We start from the raw sequence: 22534 nt of genomic DNA, 5'->3' as shown, positions 1-22534 counted from the left end.
GATCGCCCGGACACACCTGGTACTGCTACTGCTGCCTGGCTGACCTGAAACGGGGCGCGCCAAGCGCCCCGTTTCGGCCAGCTCGACGCAACCATCAACCGCCGCTGGATGCCGCCTGCGCCGGTGCATCACTTTTGACTGCATCATCGGCTGCCTTCTTCGCGGCATGGTGATGCTTGGGCATGGCAGCTGCGTCGCCAGCGGCCGGTGCGTCGCCAGATTTCGCCGCACCACCGCGGGTGTAGACGATCTTCATGTTGCCCGCACACTGGCCGACCACCTTGCCGCCGGCATCCGCCTGGTCGGCCGGCACGACGTCGAGCGTGTAACCCGATACGCCATTGGCCTTGATCTTCGCATCGATGCTGGACTTCACGTCGTCGCACGACGCGTGCGCCATCATCGGCAAGGCAAGCAGCAAGATCGCGGCAATTCCCAGACGCTTGTTCATGGACTTTCTCCTCCGTGGCCGAGTTTCCAGACATCATCATGATCGCGACCCATCGCATGCACGGATGGCTCCGACGGCAGGCTCCGGATCGCCCGCCCATGCTGTCATCAAAGCGGTCCCGCGGGAAGATCCACGCCTTGCACCTGCTCCCGCGCCGGTATCGCGATGACGCTGTTTCGGAGGATATGCCGGCAACCTGCAAGCTTTCACTTCAGGCATACCCCCAGTTCCGTCAACTGGTGCAGGCCCGCCATGCTGGGCAGCAGTGCACGGCTGTCGCGGCTGCGGCGCAACCAATCGGCATCCAGCATGGCGTCGGTGAGCGCCACGCCGAGCGGGCCACCCACATGCAGGCGCCGCTCGGTCCAGTCCAGGCAGGCACGGCCGCGCAGACGCAGCAGGCGTTCCGTCACCGGCAACGGCCAGCCTGCCTGCCGCAGGGCATCCACCGCCAGCGGTTGCAGGCGCAGACCATCGCCTCTCGATTGCAGCCAGCCGCTTTCCAGCCACGCCGCGCACAACGCCACCCCCAACTCCCCGGCCAGATGCCGGTAACAAGTGCGCGCGCGGCACAACGCCGGATCCGTCGCCGCTATCCGCAGCGGACGCGCTGCCCGCGGCAACGCCATCGTCTCCAGCCATGCGGCCACGTCGTCGTCGGCCAGCCGGTAATAACGATGGCGGCCCTGCGCATGCACGCCGAGCAAGCCGCCATCCAGCAACCGCTTCAGGTGCGCGCTGGCGGTCGCCGCACCCACGCCCGCCGCCTGCGCCAGCTCGCCGGCCGGGCGTGCGCTGCCGTCCATCAGCACCAGCAGCATCGCCGCCCGTGCCGGCTCGGCCAGCAGGCTGCCGAGTTCGGCCAGCTGATAACGATTGAGCGGCGCGGCATCATTCATGCGACCAAGTCTAGCCGGCCCGCGCGTGCAAGCTTTCGACGCAGGCCGAAGTGTCGCGTTCGCTCAGCTGCCGCGCGGCTTCGCCCGGTGCGTCGGCGTGGCCGTCCACGGATCGTCCGGCCACGGATGGCGCGGATAGCGCCCCTTCAGCTCTTTGCGCACCTGCGGATAGGTGCGCTCCCAGAAGCCCTTCAGGTCCTGCGTGACCTGGATCGGCCGGCCGGCCGGCGACAGCAGGTGCAAGGTGACCGGGATGCGCCCGCCACCGATGCGCGGCGTGTCGGCGAGACCGAACAGTTCCTGCAGCTTCACCGCCAGCACCGGCGGCTCGCCCTCGGCGTATTCGAGCCGGCGCTGCTGGCCGCTCGGCACGGTGAGGCTTTCCGGCGCCTGCGCATCGAGCAGGCGGCGCTGCTCGTAGTCGAACAGCGTTGCCAGCGCCTGCGACAGCTCCTCCGCACCGAGCGCGTCGAGCCGGTGCTTGCCGCCGAGGTACGGCGCCAGCCAATCATCCAGCGATGCGAGCAGCGCTGCCTCCGAGATATCCGGCAGGCCGAGTTCCGGCATCCACGCTCGCAGGGCCTGCATGCGCGCGCGCAGACGTTGCGCATGCGCGCTCCATGGCAGCACGCCAAGGCCCTTGGTGCGCACCGCGGCCAGCATCGCCGGCAACGCATCTTCCGGACGCACCGGCACGCTGCGGCGCTCCAGCACGATGGCGCCGAAACGGCGCTCGTCGAATGCTTCGGCCGCGGCACGTTCGTCGTTCCAGCGCAGCGTGCGTTCACGCGCGAACTGCGTCGCGCAATCGCGCTCCAACACGCGCGGGTCGAGCGGTGCGGCGGCGAGGATCAGGCTGTCGCGCGCCTCGAAGCGCAGATTCAGCGCGACCAGCCACGGCTCACCGAGCAGGGCGGTGTTTTCGTGCAGGCGTGCGCCGCGGCCGTTCGCCAGCGCGTAGCGCGACGGGTTGTTGTCGTCGCGCCGCGCGATGCGATCGGGAAACGCATGCAACAGCAGATCGCCGACGACGTGGCTGTCCGGCATGCCGCTGGCGGCGGTACGGACATCCAGGCGCCGGCGCCAGCCCTTGCTGGCCTGCTCGATCGCAGCCAGCGCGCCACGGTCGACATCGCCACCTGGCGCCGTGCCGCGGCGATCGCGCCATGCATGCAGGGCCGCCACCCGCACGCGGAAGTCATCGCTGCGCGCGTGCATGCCGCGCAGCGGCGAACGGGCCTCCATCAGGGCCAGCAAATCCGCGATCAGCGCGCGCCATTCGACCGGGGCGCGCAGCGCGGCGGCGGCGAGGCGCGGCGTGGCGCCGAGTTCGAGCATTTGCCGGCCCAGCGTAGTGATGCGCCCATCCGCACTCAGCGCGGCGAGACTCGTCAGCAATTCACGTGCCTGCGCCAGTGCGCCAGCCGGCGGCGGATCGAGCCACGGCAAATCCGCGCTGCTGCCCGCGGCGATGCCCCAGGCCGCCAGCTCCAGCGCCAGCGCGGACAGTTCGGCCTGGGCGATTTCGGCGCCGCGCGCCGGCTCCAGCCGCCTGCTCTGCGGCCACAGCCGATACGCCGTACCCGCCGCCACGCGGCCGGCACGACCGGCGCGCTGGTCGGCCGAGGCCTGCGAAATGGTGACCGTCTCCAGCCGGGTGAAGCCGGAGTTCGGATCGAACCGCGGCTCGCGCGCCAGGCCGGCGTCGATCACCGCACGGATACCCGGCAAGGTGATGCTGGACTCGGCGACATTGGTCGCCAGCACGATCCGGCGCGTACCCGGCATCGCCGGATCCAACGCGGCCTGCTGCTCCGCCAGCGAGAGTTCGCCATGCAGCGCGACCACGTCCACCGACTGGACATGGGCAACGGTTTCCGCGAGCAGCATCTGGGCCCGCGCGATCTCGCGTCGGCCAGGCAGGAATGCCAGCACGTCGCCCTCGTTTTCCTGCAGCGCCTGTCGTGCCACCCGTGCCAGATGATGCTCGACGCTCTCCTGCGTGCGTGCCGGCGGATGCTCGATGCGCACCGGAAAGCTGCGGCCGGGGCTGGTCAAGCGTGGCGCCTGCAGCCATGCCGCGATGCGTTCGCCATCGAGCGTCGCCGACATCACCAGCAGGCGCAATTCCGGCCGCAGGGTGGCCTGCACGTCCAGCGCCAGCGCGGCACCCAGGTCACCGGCAAGATGGCGCTCGTGGAATTCGTCGAACACGATCGCGCCGATCCCGTTCAGTTCGGGATCGCGCTGGATCAACCGGGTCAGGATGCCTTCGGTGACCACCTCGATCCGCGTGGCCGCACCCACCTTCGACTCGAAGCGGATGCGATAGCCGACGGTCTGACCCACCTGCTCGCCGAGCTGCTGCGCCATGAACTGTGCGGCGGCGCGCGCCGCGATCCGGCGCGGCTCCAGCATCACGATCTTCTGTCCTGCCAGCCAGGTCGCATCGAGCAGGGCCAGCGGCACCTGGGTGGTCTTGCCGGCGCCCGGCGGCGCCTCCAGCACCAGCCGCGCATGCGCATCCAGTGCGGCGCGAAGCTCCGGCAGCAGCGGAGTGATGGGGAAGGTGCGCGTGGATGCATTCATCCGCGCGGATGATAACGGCTACCGTGGCACCGCAGCCCGGCAAGTCGCGGTGCGCCTGACCTGGATCAGAGACGGCCAGAATACGTCGCCATCCCAGCGAACCCCGAACAGGGGCCAGAGCCGGGATGACGGCAAAGGCTTATTCAGATCATTCTTAGTGCGCAGGCTTCGGCAGCGACACCGTCGACGCTGCAGGCTTGGCCTCGCGCAGCGGCGCCAGCGACTCGAACTTGCTCTGGTAGTCCTCGGTGATCTGGCGCGCGTCCTCGGCGCCGCGGATCACCCGTGGCGTGATCAGCACGATCAGCTCGGTACGATCGCGGTTGCGGGTGGTGGTGCCGAACAACCGGCCCAGCCACGGGATGCGGTTGAGCCCGGGGATGCCGGTGTCGGTGCTGGACTCGTCCTGCTGGATCAGGCCGCCAAGCAGCACGGTCTGCCCGCTCTGCACCGCGACCTGGGTGGCCACGTCGCGCTGCGCGATGGTGAAGTTGCCCTGCGCGTTGGCCGTGCCCAGCGTCGAGCTGACCTGCTGGTGCACGTTGAGGTAGACCAGGCCGCCCGGATTCACGCGCGGCTGCACATCGAGAATCACACCCGTCGGCAGATAGGTGACATTGCTGGCCGTGGCGTCCGTCGTGCTACCCGTGCCGAGACCGATGATCGAGGTCTGGTTGACCGGGATCTGGTTGCCGACCTGGATGTGCGCCAGCTGGTTGTTGAGCACGACCATCGATGGCGCCGACAGCGTCTTGGTGTTGCCGTTGGTCTCCATCGCGCTGAGCGCCACCTGCATCTTGCTGTTGATGAAGGAGTAGAACAGCGCATCGCCGGTGTTGTAGGTGTTGCCGCCCGAACCCAGCGCGACCTGCCGATGGCGATACGGCTGGCCGGGGGTGACGGTGCCGTCGCTGTTGGTGGTGCTGCCGGTCAAGCCTTCCAGATACCACTGCACGCCGAACTGGAAGTCGCCGGTGAGCGTCACCTCCATGATGCGCGTCTCGATCTGCACCTGCAGCGGCACGTTGTCCAGCTTGGCGATCGCCGTCTTGATCTCCTCCCACTGCGTGGGTCGTGCGCGCACCATCAGCTGGTTGCTGCTGTCGACCGAGCTGATGCGCACGCTGCCGTCACTGGAACTGTATTGCTGGTCGCCCGATCCGCCGCTGCCACTTCCGCTCCCGCCGCCCGTGCCACCGCTGGCCCCGCCGCTGTTGATGCGCGTGCCTGTCGTGCTGCCCGCGAGACCACTGTTGCTGCCGATGCCGGAAGTACCGCCCGTGCCGCCGAGCCCACCGAAGCCGCTGGAACCGGTCGAACCGGCCAGGCCGGTTGAGCCCGTCGCGCCAGCCGAACTGCCGAAGCTGCCGGCCGTGCTGCCCATGCTGGTGGAGCCATTGGCGTTGTCGGCGCTGCCCAGCGTGCCGCCGCTGAGGCCAGGCCCCACCTTGCCACCGTTGTCGGTGCTGCTGCCGTTGCCGCCGGCACCGTTGGTGTAGATCTGTGCCAGATACTTGGCCAGGTCCGACGCCTTGATGTTGCGCACGTCGTAGACGAACAGCTGCGGCTCGTTGCCGCCGCCGCGATCGATGCGGGTGATCCAGTCGCCGACTTCGTGCAGGTATTCCGGCTGGGTACTGATCACCACCAGCGCATTGGTGCGCTCGATCGGGATGAAACGCAGCATGCCGGCCAGCGGCGTGTTGCCGTGCTCGCCGAACATGTCGTCCAGCTTCGGCATCAGCTCGCCGACATTCGCATATTGCAGGTTGAACACGCCCACCGACATGCCACGCAGCCAGTCGACGTCGAAGGTGCGCACCATGCTCTGGTAGTTGGCCAGCTCGTCCGGGGTACCGGACATCACCAGCAGGTTGCGTGCCGGATCCACCAGCAGGATGGACTCCGCTCGCGCGAACGGTTTGATCAGCTTCTGCATCTCGGTGGCCGAGATGTAATGCAGCGGAAACAGCCGCGATTGCAGGCCGCCGCTGGGTGCATTGGCACCGAGGCTGGGCACCATGTTGCCGGCGACGGCCTCTTTCTCCGGCAGCACCACATACCCGCCGCTGCGCTTGACCAGCGCGTTGTGAGTCCACGACAGCAGGGTTTCCAGGATCGGCAGTGCCTGATCCGCATCCACCGGCTCGGAAGTGGAAAACGAGATATTGCCCTGCACGCCCGGCACGATCGTGTAGTTCTGCTTGAGCAGATCGCCGAGGATCGCCTTGACTACCGCCTGCACCGGCTGATTCTCGAAATTGAACGTCACCGACCCGCCGCCACTGGCCGCCGGACGCGGTTGACTCAAGGCGGTGGGCCGGATGAACTGGCCGCTGCCCTGGCTGATCTCCGGCTGCGCGATCGCGGTGCTGCCGGCCTCGGTGCTGTTGTTCAACGGCAACGGCGCCGGCGCCGGCTTCTGTGTCCCGGCCATCGCCTCGCGCTGCAACGCACCATCGTCATGCGGTGGCTGCTGGGCCAGGCCGGCACAACCGGCCACACAGACGGCAGCGGCAATGATGCCGGAGCGCAGGATTTGCTGAGTGAGCGTGCGGAACATGAATCAACGTACTCCTTCGTTGGCCGCGGCAGCGCTGGCGGCCCGACGTTTCTGGACATTTTCCCTGAGCCGGTCAAGGAACTGCGACTTTGCCTGATCTTGCGGTGACTTGATCTGCGGGGTCCGGGCATGGCCGGAAGGGCCGGCCTGACTACCCGGTGGCACGATGCTCATCATCGCGGCGCCTGGGGCCTCCTGGGCGGGCGCAGCGGCCGGCCCATCGGTCTTCTGACCATCGAAAGGCGCACCGGCCGGCAGCTTCAGTTCGACCTGGCCGGAGGAGGTGTTGAACAACGCCGAGCGTGGATGAACCTCCAGCAGGGTCACGCTGCCATCCGGCAACGACGTGCCCTCGCGCAGGCGCACCTCGCGGTGGTCGCCGTTCTTGTCGCGCAACAAGGCCATGCGCAGATCGGAGGTCAGGATGATGCCGGTCAACTCCAGATCGCCGAGGCCGGCGCCGTCATTGGCCATGCGTGGCACCGGCTTGCGATCGGGGCTGAACAGCGGCTTCTGCCAGACCACCGCAAACTGCTCCAGCGGCAGCGGTGTCGGCAGGCTTGCCGGGCCCGTCGCCGGCGGCAATGCCGCCAGGGTGCGCGCGGCACCCCAGTCCACCTTGCTGCCGACGCCACCGAGCAGGAGCAGCCACAGCGCGCCCAGCACCACGGCGGCCACGGCAAGTACCGGTGTGAGACTGCGTTGATGGGCGGCGTTCATGGCGCAGCCCCCTGACCGAGCTGCTGCATGCCGGCCGGTACGCCCGGTGCCGGCGGCGGTGGCGCTGCCGAACTGCCGTGCGATGGACGCAGGTAGCCGGACAGCGTGAACTGCACCTCCAGCGGCGCGGCGCGGTTCTGCTGCGCCGCCACCGGATTGCGGTAGATGCTGAGATCGTCGACGAACACGTATGGCGTACCCTGCTCCAGCGCATGCAGCACGCTGGCCAGCGATTCCATGTCGCAGCTCAGATTGATGCTCACCGCCACCTTGCGGTAGGGCTCGCCCGGCGTCGCCGGCGGATTGGACAGCGGCATCTTCTGGCTTACCTGGCAGTTGCCGCCGCTGGCATTGCTGCCGACCACGTCGACCACACGCTGCATCAGATCCGCGGCCGCGGTATTCGGATCGTCGTTGGCCAGAAAGGCGCTGCTGGCCGCCTGTCCGGCGCCAAGCGTGGCAAGCCGCTGCTGCAGTGCCGGCTTTTCGGCGATCGCCGCCGCGTAACGGCCATGCGTGTCGCGCAGGTCGGCCATCTCGCCGTTGATCTGCCGAAGCGGCGCGACGAACCACCAGTGCAGCAACACGAAATAACCCAGCACCACCGCCAGCAACAGCAGCAGGATGGCCGCGATGCGGCTGTCGCGCGGATTGAGCGCGGTCATCTTCATGGCGTATCCCCGTTGCCCGCCGAAGCCGCAACCGCCGGCTTCGCCTTCGATGCCACGGGCTGATGCAATTGCGCCGTCAGGTAGAAGCGCTCCTTGCCGGTGGTTGGATCGGGCTGGATGCTGCCCTGGAAGCTGGCCTGCGTGATCAACGTGGAATCCTTCAAGACATCGAGCAGCTTCGCGGCCTGCTGGCTCTGCCCCTGCATGCCGATCTGCCCCGTGTTGTCGACACTGAAACGCTCCAGCCATGCGCTGTCCGGCAGACGCGTCGTGGCGTCCTGCAGCAGGCTCAGCATCGCCACGGTGTTTTTCTTGCGTTGCACCAGAAAACCCGCGGCGCCGACGTTGTCCTGCAGCTGCTGGCGCAGCGACGCCACCTGCTGTGCCTCGCCGCGCATGTCGTCGACTTCGGCCTGCATCTGCGCCAGCACCGCCTGCCGGTTGTGCAGCCACTGGCCCAGCAGCAGGGCCAGCAACAGCACGCAGGCCGCAGCCAATGCCAGGTTCAGGCGCCGCCGTGGCCGCACATGGCGCGGGGTCTGTTCCGACGGCAGCAGATTGACGCCCAGGCGGTCGTTGCCTGCCGCCAGATCCACCGCGTCAATCGACACGCCCAGGCCACGCAGATGCAGCAGCAGGGGATCGAGCGTATCGCGGGTGACCGCAACCAGTTCCGCGTGGAAGCGCCCGGCGGCGGCCGGCGTCGTCAGCTCGCGCACCGCGTAATACACCTGCGCGACGCTGAACGGGGTCTGCCGATCCATCTCGAACGCAACGACCTGCTGCAGGTTGTCGCGAGCGGCCAACGGCAGCGACAGCGTGCGCCGCAGCACCACCGCCGACGGCAACAGCAACGCGAGCCGCAGATCCTCGCGATCGATCTTGCGCAGCACGGCGTTCAACGCAGCCTGCCCGGCATCGGCGTCGATGGCGGACGCCTCGGCGCCGTCGTCCCAGCGGACCAGTACTTCGCCGCGACCGGCACGATGCAGCGTCCATTGCCCGCCCGTGTGCTGCAGCAGATGCCAGTCCGCACCGCTGCGCAACCAGTTGCGCCAGCGCGGCGGCAGCAGCCCGCGCAGTTCATTGCCCCACCAACCGAAAAACACCGGCAACGGCGACGTGCGCCAAGCGCGGCGCAAACGATCCATCAGCGGCCGCAGTGACTGCGTTGCCGTACTGCTCATTCCGCACTCCCCTCCTGCCAGCGCAGCACCGAATACGGTTGCGCACCAGCCTGCCCCATCTGCAAGCGAATCGTGGCGCGCAATATCGCGCGCGTGCCGTCGGCCAGCGTGGCCTCCGACCGGATACTATGCGTGGTTCCGTTGTTAAGAACCAGACTCGGATCATTCGCGTTCCGCAGCCGATTGGCCTGGATCACACTCTGCTGCTCGGGCGTCATCCCGGGAATCGCCGCCAGCGCCAGCGGTGGCGCGGTGTTGGCGTCCGGAATCGCGCTGTGCGACCAGATCGTGATCACCGGGGCGATCGTGCGGTAGATCGCCGGTGTCATGCCCAGCACCATCTGCAATTCCTCGATGCTGACGAACGGCGCGTGGCGCGGGCCGTAGTCGCGACCTGCCGTCGCATAAGCCGCGCGCTGCGCTGCCGCTGCGGTGTCGATACCCACCGGATTGCGCCAGTCGACCACGTTGTCGCTCAGCGCCTTGGCCTGCGCCGGGGCCATGCCGGCGACCTGGAACAGCGCCTGCAGCACCTCCGGCGTGGCACTGTTGATATCCACCTTGCCGCCTTCATCGACCGCCGAGACCATGATGGTGGCGTTGTCGTAATGGAACGGATAGATGCGCCCGTCGCCGATCCAGCGCTGCTTCTGATCCGGATTCTGCAGCCCATAGACCGCGCGCATCAGACCCGCCTCGGCGGCGTAATGCGCCTGCGTCTCGGCGAACTGATAGCGCGCCTGCAAACCTTCGGTGCGCGCCAGCGCGGCATAACCGCCCAGCAGGATCGCCAGCAGGGTGCACGCCCACAGCACCAGCAGCAGGGCGACCCCGCGCTGATGCGCACGCTGCGCCAGCGACGGCCACCCGCTCATTGCCTGCCTCCGTTGCCCAGGCCAGCCCGCGGCAGCCCGGACTGCGGGTTGTTGTTCAGCGGATTTGTACGCAACGGCACGTCCAGCCGCGGCCAGCCCTGGTTGCCCACCAGGCGCAATTCGACCCGAACCAGCTGCGGCAGCAGTCGGCCATCGGGCCAGGTGCCGGACCACGGCACGGCGTTGCCCTCCGCATCGACGCCGCGATAGCTGAAGCTGCCGCCCTTGATATGGTCGAGCAAAACCTGCGGATCGCCCAGCGGCCTGGCTGGCTGGCCGTCCGGCGGCAGGATGGCCAGGCTGAGCTCCAGCCGCATGCCGCCCTTGCCATCATCGACCAGTTGCAGTCGCTGCAGCTGCGGACCGAGCTTGCCGAGATAGCCGGGCAGCGGTGCGACATAACGCATCTCGCGTGCCGTGCCATCGAAATAGATCGCCTCGGCGTGACTGTTGTGACTGATCGGCTGAAGCAGGCTCTGCGCCAGTTCACGCCGCAGGAATTCCTCGGCCGAACGTACCTGATCGATGCGCTCGATCGCAGCGCTACCGGAGCTCACGCTGTGGGTGGCAGTGCGCACGCCCGAGTAGACACCGACCAGCAACAAGGCCAGCAACACCAGCGCAGCGAGCACTTCCAGCAAGGTGAACCCGGCGGCGCGCTTCATCGGGGCGCCTGCATGTTGCCGGCACCATCGACCTGCGGACCGGTCAGGCGCAAGGTGCGGAAATGCGCCGATCGCGGGTGCGCCGGCGGCCCCCACAGCACGTTGAGATCCAGCTGGTACAGATGCAGCGGCGCCGCGGGCGGAGCGGCACCGGCCCCATTCCACGGCGACACGTCGAGCTGCCAGCGGTACTTGTGATCGAACCGGCCCGAGCGGCTGCCCGCCTGCAACGGCTCACCCACGAAAGCCGTGTCCAGCAGGCTGCGCGCCCACATCGCGGCCTCGCTGTGTTCCGCCGCGTTCTGGCTCAGGCTGATCGAGGCGCCGGCCACTTTCATCAGCGCCGTGAATGCGATCGCCAGCAGCATGATCGCGGCGATCACCTCGAGCAGGCTGAAGCCCTGCTGCGACTGCTGGCGCGAGGCGATCATCGCGCCGCCACCGTGTCGACCACGCGCACTTCACCGGTCAGCCAGGACACGTTGACATGCCACTGCCGCTTGCCGCTCTGCAGGGTGATGCGGCCGCCGGTGGAGCTGCCATCGGGAAAGAAGCGGATGCGCCCGGTATGGTCGTTGGGCTGGTCCTCCTTCGCGCTGGTGATGCTGATGCGCAAACCTTTCGGCAGCCGCACGTCCTGCTGCTTCACATTGCGATAGGTGTCCGCGCGGGTATCCACGTCGAAAGTCAGTTCCTCGCCGCGCACGATCGCCTGCGCGCGGGTGGCGCGCAACGCGTCGGCCAGTTCGCTGCTGGCCGCGCGCACGCGTGCGCTGGCCAGGCCTTGCGTCACCGCGATCGATACCGCCGCTGCCGCAATGCCGACCAGCAGGATCACGGCCAGCATCTCGAACAGGGTGAAACCGCTGGCACGCGCTGCCCGCATGGTTTACTGCCAGTTGCCCACGTCGGCGCTGTAGCCGTCGCCACCGGGCTTGCCGTCCTGACCGTAGAAGATCAGGTCGAAATTGCCGTGCTGGCCTGGATACTGGTAACCGAAGGGATGCCCCCACGGATCCTTGAGGTCGGATTCCTTCGCATACGGGCCCTGCCAGTTCGTGGCACTGGCCGGCTTCACCACCAGATCCTCCAGCTGCTGCGGCGGCGAGCCGTTGTCCAGCGCGTAGTTCTCGATCTTCTGGCTCAGCGTCAGCAGCTGCGCCTTGCCGGCGCCGTACTTGCCCTTGTCGACGTTCTTGCCGACCTGGGTCACCACCACCGCACCGATGATGCCGATCAGCACGATCACCGCGAGCATTTCGAGCAGGGTGAAACCGGCGCTCGCGCCGATTCGTCGTGGTTGCCTGTACTGCATGTGGATTACCTCAGGGATGCCAAGAAAAAATGGGGCTACTGGATATTGCTGGTCAGGCTGAGCAGCGGCAGCAGGATCGCCGCCATGATGATCGCCACCATCACCGTCATCACGATGGTCAGCGCCGGCACCAGTGCAGCCAGTAAACGATCGATTGCGCGTTTGGACTCAAGTTCAAATGTATCGGCCACTTTCAGCAGCATGGCGTCCAGTTGGCCCGCTTCCTCGCCGACCTGCACCATCTGCATCGCCAGCCGCGGGAACAGCTTGGACTGCCCCAGCGCAAGACTGAGCCCGGCGCCGCCCTTGACCTGCTCGTGCGCCGCATCCAGCGCCGCATCCAGCGCACGGTTGCTGGTGACCTGGCGCGCGATGGTCAGCGCACTCAGCAGCGGCACACCGTTCTTCAGGAGCGTGCCCAGCGTGCGGGCGATCCGCGCGGTCTCCACCTTCAGCAGCAGCGGGCCGACCAGGCGCATGCCCAACAGTTTTGTATGCCAGGCCAGCCGCGCCTGTGGATCGCGCAGGCGCGCGCGCCAGGCGAACAGGCCGCCGCCCACCACCAGCAGGATCAGCCACCACCAGCTCTGCAAGGTATTGCCGAGTACCAGCACGGCCTCGGTGATCCACGGGATCGGCACCTGCATGTCCTCGAAGATCGGCACGAACTGCGGCACCACATAGGCCAGCAGCAACACCAGCGAACCGAGCACGCCCACCATCAGGAACGCCGGATAGATCAGCGCGTTGACGATGCTGCCGCGCAGCTGCTGCGCACGCTCCAGATAGTCGGCCAGCCGGCGCAGCGTCTCCTCCAGCGAGCCGCCCGCCTCGCCGGCGCGCACCAGGCTGACGTACAGCTTCGGAAACACGCCGTGCTCTTCGTCCAGCGCAAAGGACAAGGTGTTGCCGCCACGCACGCGATCGCGCACGCGCTCGATCAGTTTTTTCGCGTGCTCGCCCTCGGGCAGCTCGAGCAGGATGCTGAGCGCACGATCCAGCGGCTGGCCGGCGCCAAGCAGGGTCGCCAGCTGATGGGTGAACTGCGCCAGCTCGTCGCCGGTGAACGGGCCGCGCTTGAACAGCGCCGCCAGGCCGCGACCGCCGCCGGCGCCATCGGCCGGCTGCGCCTCCAGCGGCGTGTGACCCTGATCCTGCAGGCGGCTGATCACGTCCTCGACGCTGGCGGCCTCCATCTGGCCCTGCAGCATCTCACCGGCATCGCTGACCGCCTTGTATCGGAACTGTGCCACGTCAGCCTTCCTGCGTGACGCGCAGGACTTCTTCCAGCGTGGTGATGCCGGCCACGGCCTTGGCGATGCCGTCTTCGTACATCGTGCGCATGCCTTCGGCACGCGCCTGCTTCTCGATCTCGCCCTCGTTGGCGCGTTGCATCACCAGCCGGCGCAGCGGGTCGCTCATGGTCAGGAATTCCATGATTGCGCGGCGACCGCGATAGCCAGTGGGATTGGCCGCACTGCTGCCCGGTTTCCACAGCCGGATCGGCCGTTCGTCGGTGTATTTCTCCAGTTCGAACTGCGCGATCACCTCGGGCAGCGCTTCGTACGGAATGGCTGTTTCCGGATCGAGCCGGCGTACCAGCCGCTGCGCGAGAATGCCGTTGATGGTGGAGCCGAGCAGGTAATCCTCGACGCCCATGTCGAGCAGGCGCGTGATGCCGCCGGCGGCCGAGTTGGTGTGCAGGGTGGACAACACCAGATGGCCGGTGAGCGCGGACTGGATCGCGATGCGGCAGGTTTCCAGGTCGCGCATCTCGCCGATCATGATCACGTCCGGATCCTGGCGCATGATCGAGCGCAGCGCGCCGGAGAAATCCAGCCCGATCTGCGGTTTCACCTGGATCTGGTTGATGCCTTCGAGCTGGTACTCGACCGGATCCTCGACCGTGATGATCTTCACGTCGTTGGTATTGATCTGCGACAGCGCGGTATACAGCGTGGTGGTCTTGCCGGAACCCGTGGGACCGGTCACCAGCAGGATGCCATGCGGACGTTGCAGTACGTCGACGAAGCGTTGCTGGAAGCTGTCGGTGAAGCCTAGCGAGGCGAAGTCGAACACCACCGATTCGCGATCGAGGATACGCATCACCACCGACTCGCCGAAGCTGGTCGGCACGGTGGACACACGCAGGTCGAGCTCCTTGCCCTGCACGCGCAGCTGGATGCGACCGTCCTGCGGCAGCCGGCGCTCGGCGATGTTCAGCCGCGCCATGATCTTAACGCGCGAGATCACCGCCGCGGTGGACGACGATGGCGGCGCCTCCACCTCGTGCAGCACGCCATCGATGCGGTAGCGCACCTTCAGCCGGTTTTCGAACGGTTCGATATGCACGTCCGATGCGCGCTGCTCGACGGCGCGCTGCAGGATCAGATTCACCAGCCGGATGACCGGAGCCTCGGAGGCGAGATCGCGCAGATGCTCGACATCGTCCTCCTCCGCGGCGCTGCCATCGAGGTTCTCCACGATCGTGCCCATCGCCGAGCGGCCGCTGCCGTAATAACGCTCGATCAGGCCATCGATTTCCGAGCGCAGGCCGATCCGCAACGCCACCGGCCGGCCCGCGGCCAGCTCGACCGCCTGCAGCGGATACGGATCGGCCGGATCGGCCACCAGCAGGGCCAGCCCGTCCTTGTCGTCGAGCACCGGTACCACATGTTGCTGCTTCAGAAAGCGCAGCGACAATTCAAGATCCGCTGGCGGCAGTTCCGGTGCATCGCGCACGGCCAGCAACGGTATCTGCAGCAGATCCGCCCATGCCTCGGCCAGGTCGCGCTCGGACACCAGCCCCAGCCGCGCCATCAAGGTCGTCAGCGTGCCTTCGGCCGACTCCTCGTGCAGCCGGCGCGCACGCCCCAGATCACTGTCTTTCAAACGACCACGCGCAACCAGCCATGCGCAGACTTCCGCTTCACGGTCGCCTCCAGCCATGCCCGTCCCGTTGACCGCCGGCTCAATGGCTGCCGACATCCTCCACCCCGCTCAGTACCCGCGAAACCGTCAACGCTCCCTCAGCGAAACGGCAAACGCCATAGTTAACACATCCATCTGGCATCAGGCGAGCATCGCCCGCACCAGACAACTTCGCATTCACAAATCACCGGCGTGACGAACGCCTATTGTGAGGCCAGCCCGCATGTTCATGGACGCCTGCAGCCTAGGAAAATTTCCCGATACCCGCACAGGCTGCGCAAGTTCATGTCAGTGCGGCAGCCATGCCGATACGCCACGAAATTTCGAGTTGCCGCGACAGAAGCCGGCGCGCGCATCGCGCTAGTCACCGGATTGCGGCGACGACATGTGTCGGCACAGCAAGGCGGGTGCGTCATCGGTAACGTTTCACGATGTCCAGCAACGGACCAAGATGCGTCTCGAAATGCTGCCAGCGCGCCACGGAGGACCGGTAAATCGGCTTGCGTACCTGGGCCGCACTGGCGGTCCTGACAGCACGCCGGTTCCGATGGAAGGCGAGACAACCCTCGTCCCAGGGCAGGCCGAGGTAGTCGAGCAGGCGTCGCGCCTGGCCTTCGGTATCCGTCACCATGTCCTCGTAGCGCATGTCCAGCACCGTGCCGGCTGGCAGCACGCGCTGCCAGTGCTGCATCAGCTCGATGTAGCGCACGTAATAACGGCCCACGCTGCCCAGCTCATAGGCGAAATCGAGGTTGCCGCCTTCGAACAGGCGCGAGTAGCACGAAAAGCACGAGTCCATCGGATCGCGCATCGCATGAATGATCTTGGCGTGGGGCAGCATCAGATGGATCATGCCCAGATGCTGGAAATTGGCCGGCAACTTGTCGGTGATGCGCTCGGCCTCCGGCGCATGCCGCCATACGCGTTCGGTATACGCCTCGCCCAGGCGACGAAACTCGTCCGCCGATAGCGTGCTGGCGACCTCCGGATAGGAAGCCGCACGATCACCCGCCGCCCTGGCGATCGAATGCACCACGTCACCCAGCTCGGTCAACTCGCCGGCACCGTGGATACCTGGATGCGTGGACAGGATCTGCTCGATCAACGAGGTACCCGAACGCGGCATGCCGACGATGAAGATCGGCGCCTTGCCCGGATGCACCGGCTGCGCCCGCTCGGCAAAGAAGGCCGCACTGAATACCGAGCGCAGGCGCTCCAGCAACGCCACCTCGCGTGCCTCGTCGTGCGGGAACTGCGTGCGCTGCAGAAGATTACCCTCCGCGTAGGCCGCAAACGCATCGTCGTAACGACCTACATCCTCGCGCATCTTGCCCAGGGCGAACCAATAGCTGATGCGCCCTGCCACCGGCAGAGCGGGCAGCTGATGCTGCTGGCCCTCGACCAGGCCGAGCTGCGCGTCGTCCACGGCATAAGTCTTCAGCGGCGCGAGATTGCAGTGCGACTGCAGGAAATCCGGTTTGAGCGAAATCGCGGCCTGGAAGCATTCGCTGGCCTCGTCCAACCGGCCCTGCCTCTTCAGGCAAAGGCCCAGGTTGTTGAGCGCCATCAGGTATCCCGGTTGGATATCCAATGCGCGCCGATAACTTTGCTCCGCCTCGGGTTGCCTGTCCTGGTGGCGCAGGATGTTGCCGAGATTGAAATGCGCCTCGGCCATCCCGTCGTTGATCGCCAGCGCCTGCCGATAACTCGCCTCGGCCTCGTCGTGGCGCTGCTGGTCACCCAGCACGTTGCCGAGATTGCTGTACGCCTCGGCGTAATCCGGCGCTATCGCCAGGGCCCGGCGATAGCACGCCTCAGCCTCGGCCAGACGGCTCAGGCCGCGGTAAACGATGCCCAGGCTGTTGTGCACCCGTGATTCGTCAGGGCGCGCCGCGAGCACCTGCCGGAAGTGCGCCTCGGCTTCGCTGGCGCAGCCCAGCGCCATCAAGGTGTAGCCGAGCTTGGCATGCGCCTCGATGAAATCCGCCTTGATTCCCAGGGCGCGCCGGTAACTGTCCGCCGCATCCGTCAGTCGATCCTGCGCACCCAATGCGTTGCCGAGGTTGAAGTGCGCTTCGACATAGTCCGGCCTGATCGCAAGCGCATCACGATAACGGGCGGCGGCATCGGCTGGCCGCCTCAACGCCAACAGGCTGTTGCCCAGGTTGTAATGCGCACCTGCATCGCCCGGCAACAGCGCAACGGCCTGCTGCTGCGCGGCCATCGCTTCCGGCATGCGCCCCTGGGACTTCAGCGACGCACCCAAGGCCTTCCAGGCAAAGCCGTGCCGCGGATAACGGGCGATGAGCCGGCGTGCCTGCGCTTCCGCTTCGGCGTACTGCTGTTGATGGATGAGACCGACGAGGAGGTCCAGCTCCTGCCGGCTGGGCGAGCCGACCGCAGCCGCATCCGGATGGCGGCGTCGATGCTCGATCATTTCATCGTGCGGCATGGCTGTCCTTCATTCGCGTAGTGGCGCGGTCATCGACGAAATATCAGGAACGAACACAGTACATAAACTAACGACCAAATTTTCACCATCCCGGTCAGGCGAATGTGCATGTGATCGCGCAAATACAAAAAACCGGCGCCGCGAGGGCGCCGGTCACGATCATATCCAGCGGCCCGGCAAGCCGGGCCTCACCGGCTTACCAGCCGATGCCCACACCTACGCCGCCGGTCGTTTCATTGCCGCTGATGGCGGCGCCGAATGTCACGTTCGCCTTGGGCGACAGCTGCCGCGAATAGCCCACCGACAACGCCGCCTGGCCGCGATAACCGCCAACACCCACGCCAAGCCGGTTCTCCGTGGCAATACCTTGCGTGCTGAACGACATTTGCGACATGGCCGCACCCATCGCACCCACCTGGTTTATGCGCCTGTCGACGACACGGAACTGGGTATTGACCTGGTCGCGCAGCGTGTTGAGGTCATTGCTGGTAGCGAAACTGCCGAGCCGCTGGTCGGTATACGCATTCGCCTTCTGCAGCGTCTGCGTGTCACCGGCATCGGCATAAGCCTTCGCGGTGGCCAGAGCATCCGTGACTTGACCGTAGTTCGCCGCATCGGTGGCCTGGCTACCCGCCGCCACATTGACGATCTGACGCTCGTTGCCGACGCTACCCACCGACACCGTGTTGGCGCGATCGGCCACCGAACCCTGGCCCAGCGCGACCGCCCCTTCCGCCGTCACCGAGCTGCCCTGGCCAATCGCCGTACCGGAGGCTGCCGTCACTGTTGCGCCCTCGCCCACCGCCACCGCATTGGTCGCTTCAGCCGTAATGGTGGTATTGGCACCGACCGCCGTGCTGCCGTCCGCATTCACCTTGGCGTTGCCGCCGATCGCGGTATCGTTCGGGCCAGCGGCGTAGCTGTCGCCACCAACCGCCGTACCGTATTCGCCACCGGCCGCCGCATTGGAACCGATCGCCACGCCCTTCGTACCGGCGGACACCGAAGCCGCATCACTGCCATCGTCGGCACCACCAACCGCCACGCGGGGACCGGCGGCACCGGCCTGCTGCAGGCTGGCAATGCTGGCCAGCGCTCCGCTAAGCACGCCGTCCAGTGCATTCAGCGCATCGCCGACGTTGTTGTAGCTGCCACCCTGGATCGCGTAGTTCGGCATGATGACGCTGCCACCCGCCTGCAACATGGCACCCCCGCCGAAGGCACTGAGCAGATCGGAGATCTGTCCCACCGTGGCGGCGTCGGTCAGGACGCTGCTCGCCTGCAGATTGCTGATGCGTGTGCCATTGGCTCCAGCCAGGGTTATCTGCTCCTTGCTGTCGTCGTCATACGTCACCGCGCTGTCGGCCAGAGCGCCCAGATCGCTGCTCACGCCAGCCACGGCAGCATCCAGCTGGCCTTTGTTCACCGCGTCATGCGCCGCACTACCATCGGCCACGTTGCCCACCGTCACCGGGGTATTGCCATCACCCAGCATCACTGCCGTGTGGCTGGCATCGGCATAGAACACCGCGGAGCTGTTGATCGTGGAGATATCCGTGGTGTTCTGCGCCACTGCCTGGTTGGTCGTGTTCAGCTGATCGCCGTTCACCGCATCCGTGCTGCCCGCCGCCACGGTGCCCGCCGCCACGTTGGTGATCTGGCGCTCGTTGCCGACCGTACCCACCGACACGCTGTTCGCGCGGTCTGCCTGCGACCCGGCACCCAAGGCTACGCTGTTGTCCGCCCCGGCCACGCTGCCATAACCAACCGCGGTGCTATTCACGCCCATCGCCGTGGCCAACGAACCCACGGCCGAGGCGTTGTCGCCCCATGCGAAGCTGCCGGAACCCAACGCTACCGTGTTGGCACCGTTGGCCAACGTGTTATAGCCGTACGCGGCGCTCTCCTCACCCACCGCGAAGCTGCTCGCACCGGCCGCCACCGCATGCGTGCCGATCGCCAGCGCATCTTCGCTGCCGTCCGTCGCACCGTCCGCCGCAAACAGGTGCGACGCCGTCGTCGTCGCCACCGTCAGCGCATCCAGCTGGCTCTTGTTCACCGCGTCCGTACCCGCCACACCGGCCGCCACGTTGCCCACCGTCACCGGCGTCGTGCCGTTGCCCAGCACCACCGACGTGTGACCGGCATTGCTGTAGAACACCGCCGAGTTGTTGATCGTGCCGATCGCCGCCGTGTTCCCCGCGATGTTCGCCGCGTTCGCCGCCACCGCCTGGTTGGTCGTGTTCAGCTGACCGCCGTTCACCGCATCCGTGCTGCCCGCCGCCACGGTGCCTGCCGCCACGTTGGTGATCTGGCGCTCCTGGCCCACGCTGCCGACCGACACGCTGTTCGCACGGTCCGCCTGCGAGTTCGCACCCAGCGCCACGCTGTTGTCCGCCGTCGCCGCGCTGGCGTAGCCCACCGCCGTGCTGTTCGCGTTCACCGCATTGGCACCGCCACCCAACGCCGTCGCGTTGTCGTTCAGCGCACCGCTGCCCGCACCGATCGCCACGCCGTTGTTGCCGTACGCCGCCGCACCGTAGCCGTAGCTCGCGCTCTCCTCACCCACCGCGAAGCTGCTCGCACCGGCCGCCACCGCATGCATGCCGATCGCCAGCGCATCTTCGCTGCCGTCCGTCGCACCGTCCGCCGCAAACAGGTGCGACGCCGTCGTCGTCGCCACCGTCAGCGCATCCAGCTGGCTCTTGTTCACCGCGTCCGTACCCGCCACACCGGCCGCCACGTTGCCCACCGTCACCGGCGTCGTGCCGTTGCCCAGCACCACCGACGTGTGACCGGCATTGCTGTAGAACACCGCCGAGTTGTTGATCGTGCCGATCGCCGCCGTGTTCCCCGCGATGTTCGCCGCGTTCGCCGCCACCGCCTGGTTGGTCGTGTTCAGCTGACCGCCGTTCACCGCATCCGTGCTGCCCGCCGCCACGGTGCCTGCCGCCACGTTGGTGATCTGGCGCTCCTGGCCCACGCTGCCGACCGACACGCTGTTCGCACGGTCCGCCTGCGAGTTCGCACCCAGCGCCACGCTGTTGTCCGCCGTCGCCGCGCTGGCGTAGCCCACCGCCGTGCTGTTCGCGTTCACCGCATTGGCACCGCCACCCAACGCCGTCGCGTTGTCGTTCAGCGCACCGCTGCCCGCACCGATCGCCACGCCGTTGTTGCCGTACGCCGCCGCACCGTAGCCGTAGCTCGCGCTCTCCTCACCCACCGCGAAGCTGCTCGCACCGGCCGCCACCGCATGCGTGCCGATCGCCAGCGCATCTTCGCTGCCGTCCGTTGCACCGTCCGCCGAGAACAGGTGGCTCGCCACCGCAGTCGCATCACCCAGCTGCGCCACCGCCTCATTCGTGCTTTTGAGCTGGTCGCCGTTCACCGCATCCGTGCTGCCCGCCGCCACGGTGCCTGCCGCCACGTTGGTGATCTGGCGCTCCTGGCCTACGCTGCCGACCGACACGCTGTTCGCACGGTCCGCTACCGAATCAGAGCCGAGGGCGACTGCGTTTTGCGCGCCGCTGTCCACGTGCGAGCCCGAACCCAGGGCGGTGCTGTTGTAACCCTCAGCCAAGGCCTTATAACCCACTGCAGATGCTTGCTGTGCGGTTGCCTGACTCGCTGCGCCCAAGGCTGTCGCACGCAGAGCCGTGGCTTGTGTCTTGACCGTGCCGCTATCGCCAAGACCGCCCAATGCCACGCTTTCGGCACCGGTGGCTTCGCTGTAATTACCGAGCGCCACCGTGCTTGCGTTAGTCGCCTTCGAGCCCAGACCCAGCGCCGTAGAGTCACGACCCGATGCCACGCTGGTCGCACCCATGGCCAGCGCACCGTCGTTCGTGGCCCGGCTTGATGTACCAAAGGCACTCGCCAACGTACCCGTTGCATTGCTGTCATAGCCGACGGCGGTCGATACCGCCCCGGTGGCTTGACTCTGGGCGCCTACCGACGTGCCGGCAACCGTGGCCGTGCTGCCTGCACCGATGGCGGTTGCATAAATGTCGGTGGCCTTGGCCGAAGCACCGCTGGCGATGGAATACAGGCCGGTTGCCTGGGCATCATCGCTTCCGTCATTGGCGCCATCGGCCTGGAAGTAACGCGTGCTCGAAGCCACTGCATCATCCAGCTGACCCACGTTCACCGCATCCGTGTCGGCCGTGCCTGCAGCGACGTTGGTGATCTGACGCTCGCTTCCCACCATACCCACCGACACGCTATTCGCACGATCTGCCAGCGAACCCGCACCCAACGCCACGCTGTTGTCCGCGTAAGCCTTGCTGTCGCTCCCGACAGCAATGGCATGGTTGTAACGCGCATCCGAGTTGTAACCCAGCGCCAGCGAATTGGCGCCCGCCGCATAACTGAGATAACCCATGGCGATGGCGTTATCGGCGTAGGAAGTCGCACCAGCGCCTAGCGCCAGGCCATTCGTGTAAAGAGCACTTGCCCCACTGCCCAGCGCAACACTGGCGGAGCCCTCTGCATCCGCGTTGTACCCAAAGGCAGACGACGAACCGCCCGCGGCCTTGGCACCTTTGCCGATGGCCGTCGCGTAATAGCCAGCGACCGCCGAACTGCCACCTGCGGTGCCTCCAAAATCCACGGTCGGCGCCACATAAACATCCCAGCCCGGGTCAGTGACAAAATCCGATGGAGGAACTCCCGCCGCCGATACCTGGCCCGCACCAAGCACCAACGCCATACCCGCCGCAGCCACCGTGGCGCGCAAACGCTTCGATGCGCCGCCCTTGCCGTTGGCCTTGGCATGCTCGGAAGCCACCACGAGCATGCCCAGCGACTTGTTCCAAACCTTGCTGTAGATCTTCTTGTTCAAGACACGACTCCCCACTGGATTTTTTGAATCCGGCACACCCATACCGCAGTAAGCGCGCACCGGATGACATGAACTGCGCCTGCACCTGGCAGGCCTTTACTTCAATCACGTAGCGAAAACTTGCACGCCCGCGGCTGCCGGATTCACACACCAGAAGCACAGCGGCGCCACCGCAGCGGACACTTTCGCCGCGCCATTTCTCCAATACCTGCGCTCTTACACGCGAGCGCGAGCGCTCCCGACTTCCGCCAGCCATTGAGCGAGCCGGCCATATGACCGGGTCATGCAATGACGACGTGAAGCCACCTTGTCATTGCAATCCATCGGTTCGGCTGGACTTCAAGCCGCGCCTTCGTGGCAGCATGCGTCTTCGCCG

Annotated in this window: 16 protein-coding genes; all 16 read right to left on the bottom strand. The window is 66.7% G+C overall.

Translation table 11 applies throughout. From position 1 onward, the window contains the following. Positions 1-94 precede the first annotated feature (94 nt). The 16 genes from B0E46_RS03330 to B0E46_RS17865 all read right to left on the bottom strand — a co-directional run bounded on the left by B0E46_RS03330 (position 95) and on the right by B0E46_RS17865 (position 22158). A complete protein-coding gene (locus tag B0E46_RS03330) occupies positions 95-451 on the bottom strand; it encodes a DUF1161 domain-containing protein (protein WP_077554285.1) in 357 nt (118 codons plus the stop codon). A 206-nt stretch (positions 452-657) separates the two neighbouring features. Beyond that, positions 658-1350 (bottom strand): metalloregulator ArsR/SmtB family transcription factor, encoded by a 693-nt coding sequence (locus B0E46_RS03325; protein ID WP_077554284.1) that lies wholly within the window; start codon positions 1348-1350, stop codon positions 658-660. A gap of 63 nt (positions 1351-1413) precedes the next feature. Then, complete coding sequence (gene hrpB, locus B0E46_RS03320) at positions 1414-3939, bottom strand: ATP-dependent helicase HrpB (RefSeq protein ID WP_077554283.1); 2526 nt, start codon at positions 3937-3939, stop codon at positions 1414-1416. A gap of 154 nt (positions 3940-4093) precedes the next feature. Continuing rightward, positions 4094-6502 carry a type II secretion system secretin GspD gene (gene gspD, locus B0E46_RS03315; protein WP_077554282.1) on the bottom strand — a complete coding sequence of 803 codons (2409 nt, stop codon included), beginning with the start codon at positions 6500-6502 and terminating at the stop codon, positions 4094-4096. Positions 6503-6505: 3 nt separating this feature from the next. Beyond that, complete coding sequence (locus B0E46_RS03310; RefSeq protein WP_077554281.1) at positions 6506-7222, bottom strand: hypothetical protein; 717 nt, start codon at positions 7220-7222, stop codon at positions 6506-6508. After that, a complete protein-coding gene (gene gspM / locus B0E46_RS03305; protein ID WP_077554280.1) occupies positions 7219-7893 on the bottom strand; it encodes a type II secretion system protein GspM in 675 nt (224 codons plus the stop codon). The genes B0E46_RS03310 and gspM overlap by 4 nt, the downstream gene beginning before the upstream one ends. After that, the gene (locus B0E46_RS03300) at positions 7890-9080 is read right to left on the bottom strand and encodes a type II secretion system protein GspL (protein WP_077554279.1); all 1191 of its coding nucleotides are present in this window, start codon (positions 9078-9080) and stop codon (positions 7890-7892) included. The genes gspM and B0E46_RS03300 overlap by 4 nt, the downstream gene beginning before the upstream one ends. Next, a complete protein-coding gene (locus B0E46_RS03295) occupies positions 9077-9955 on the bottom strand; it encodes a type II secretion system protein GspK (protein ID WP_077554278.1) in 879 nt (292 codons plus the stop codon). The genes B0E46_RS03300 and B0E46_RS03295 overlap by 4 nt, the downstream gene beginning before the upstream one ends. Further along, complete coding sequence (locus tag B0E46_RS03290; protein ID WP_077554277.1) at positions 9952-10620, bottom strand: prepilin-type N-terminal cleavage/methylation domain-containing protein; 669 nt, start codon at positions 10618-10620, stop codon at positions 9952-9954. Before B0E46_RS03290 ends, B0E46_RS03295 begins: the two co-directional genes overlap by 4 nt. Then, positions 10617-11051 carry a prepilin-type N-terminal cleavage/methylation domain-containing protein gene (locus B0E46_RS03285; RefSeq protein WP_077554276.1) on the bottom strand — a complete coding sequence of 145 codons (435 nt, stop codon included), beginning with the start codon at positions 11049-11051 and terminating at the stop codon, positions 10617-10619. Before B0E46_RS03285 ends, B0E46_RS03290 begins: the two co-directional genes overlap by 4 nt. Next, positions 11048-11506 (bottom strand): GspH/FimT family pseudopilin, encoded by a 459-nt coding sequence (locus B0E46_RS03280; RefSeq protein WP_077554275.1) that lies wholly within the window; start codon positions 11504-11506, stop codon positions 11048-11050. Before B0E46_RS03280 ends, B0E46_RS03285 begins: the two co-directional genes overlap by 4 nt. A gap of 3 nt (positions 11507-11509) precedes the next feature. Continuing rightward, positions 11510-11935 (bottom strand): type II secretion system major pseudopilin GspG, encoded by a 426-nt coding sequence (gspG, locus tag B0E46_RS03275; RefSeq protein ID WP_077554274.1) that lies wholly within the window; start codon positions 11933-11935, stop codon positions 11510-11512. A gap of 35 nt (positions 11936-11970) precedes the next feature. Continuing rightward, complete coding sequence (gene gspF / locus B0E46_RS03270; protein ID WP_077554273.1) at positions 11971-13188, bottom strand: type II secretion system inner membrane protein GspF; 1218 nt, start codon at positions 13186-13188, stop codon at positions 11971-11973. 1 nt (position 13189) lies between these two features. Next, positions 13190-14884, bottom strand: coding sequence for a type II secretion system ATPase GspE (gene gspE, locus B0E46_RS03265; RefSeq protein ID WP_174567058.1), 1695 nt, complete (start codon positions 14882-14884; stop codon positions 13190-13192). 394 nt (positions 14885-15278) lie between these two features. Then, on the bottom strand, positions 15279-17318 hold the full coding sequence (locus tag B0E46_RS03260) for a sulfotransferase (RefSeq protein ID WP_077554271.1): 2040 nt from the start codon (positions 17316-17318) through the stop codon (positions 15279-15281). Positions 17319-17514: 196 nt separating this feature from the next. Further along, positions 17515-22158, bottom strand: a complete 4644-nt coding sequence (locus B0E46_RS17865) for an ESPR-type extended signal peptide-containing protein (protein WP_217316312.1) — start codon at positions 22156-22158, stop codon at positions 17515-17517. Between the last annotated feature and the right edge of the window lie 376 nt (positions 22159-22534).

Origin of the sequence: Rhodanobacter sp. B04, from assembly GCF_002001125.1 — a bacterium.
Taxonomy (GTDB): Bacteria; Pseudomonadota; Gammaproteobacteria; order Xanthomonadales; family Rhodanobacteraceae; genus Rhodanobacter.
This window is presented reverse-complemented; position numbering and strand designations above follow the sequence as displayed.